1 protein-coding gene is annotated in these 1,045 nt (G+C 63.5%); it reads right to left on the bottom strand.

The window, feature by feature from the left end:
* The coding region (locus IE225_RS32695; RefSeq protein WP_190061287.1) for a helix-turn-helix domain-containing protein at positions 1–823 on the bottom strand (823 nt) is incomplete at its 3' end.
* Positions 824–1,045: the final 222 nt, after the last annotated feature.

The following is a 1,045-nucleotide window of genomic DNA, read 5'->3' as shown; positions in this document are numbered from 1 at the left end:
CGTACTCCTCCGCGATTTCTCGAATCAGAGCCAAGGACTCTTCGGGGTCGCGAGCGGAAGCCCGCAGACGTTCATACGTCGTGCGCGCGTTGTCTACCGCCGTAGCGGAGTCCGTCACGTGCCCCTGCCCCCTGCTCTCCGAGTACAGGACTGTTGCCCCGTCGTCTGGTGTAAGCAGGGTAAACGGTAGGGACGACGCAGGGGCACCCGCGTTGAAGCGAAGAACTTGAAGCGTGACGTGGGGGTTTCCTGCGTCTGAGGCAAGGTGGCGGAGCTGGTCAGCCATGACGGCCCGGCTGCCCACCACTGTTCGCAGCGTCGACTCGTGCAAGATCACCCACAGCAGGGGCGGGGCGTCGCGCTCCATGACCTCTCGACGGGCCAACCGGGCTTCAACCCTGGTCTTGATCTGGTCGTCAGTCTCGCGCGGGTGCGTGGCCCGGAACGTGGCTTCCGCGTACTCCCACGTCTGCAACATGCCCATGATCAGCGCGTTGGAGTAGTCCTCAACCCGGCTGGCTTGCCTCTCCAAGTTGATGTACGGCACGAACCAACCGGGGTGCCCGCGCTCGCTCACCCGGACCAGCAACCGAGCGAAGTAGCCGGACGTGTTGAAGAACCGGTCACACCCTTCGGCGAAGTGCATCGACGGCAGTGCCTTGCCGTTCTTGACTTTGGATACGTACGGCTCCTTGTAGCCGGTGAAGTCGGCTAGCTCCCGCTGGGTGGCTCCCTTGTGGGCCAGGGCCGCCTCTACCTCACGCCCGAACCACTCAAGGCCATTCGCGGGCTCACCGTTCAGTTCGGGTGATGGTTCGGTCATCCGTTCAACTCCCATTCTTTCCAAGTGGTTTGGAAAGCCTTCCGACCTGTTGAGCGTACGTCGCGCTGGTGATGCTGGGAGTACACAACGTAAGTACCCGCCCCGCATGAGGGACGAACGACCGACGGCGTACGGAGTGGCAGGCATGACGACGGCAGGCAGGCAGCAGACGGCCACGGACAAGGTCAGAGACGCTGAGCGGGCGCGTGACGACTCGCGCGA

Source organism: Streptomyces echinoruber, from assembly GCF_014651135.1.
Taxonomy (GTDB): domain Bacteria; phylum Actinomycetota; class Actinomycetes; order Streptomycetales; family Streptomycetaceae; genus Streptomyces; species Streptomyces echinoruber.
Note: the sequence above shows the minus strand (reverse complement) of the source record. Positions and strands in the feature narration are given on the sequence as shown.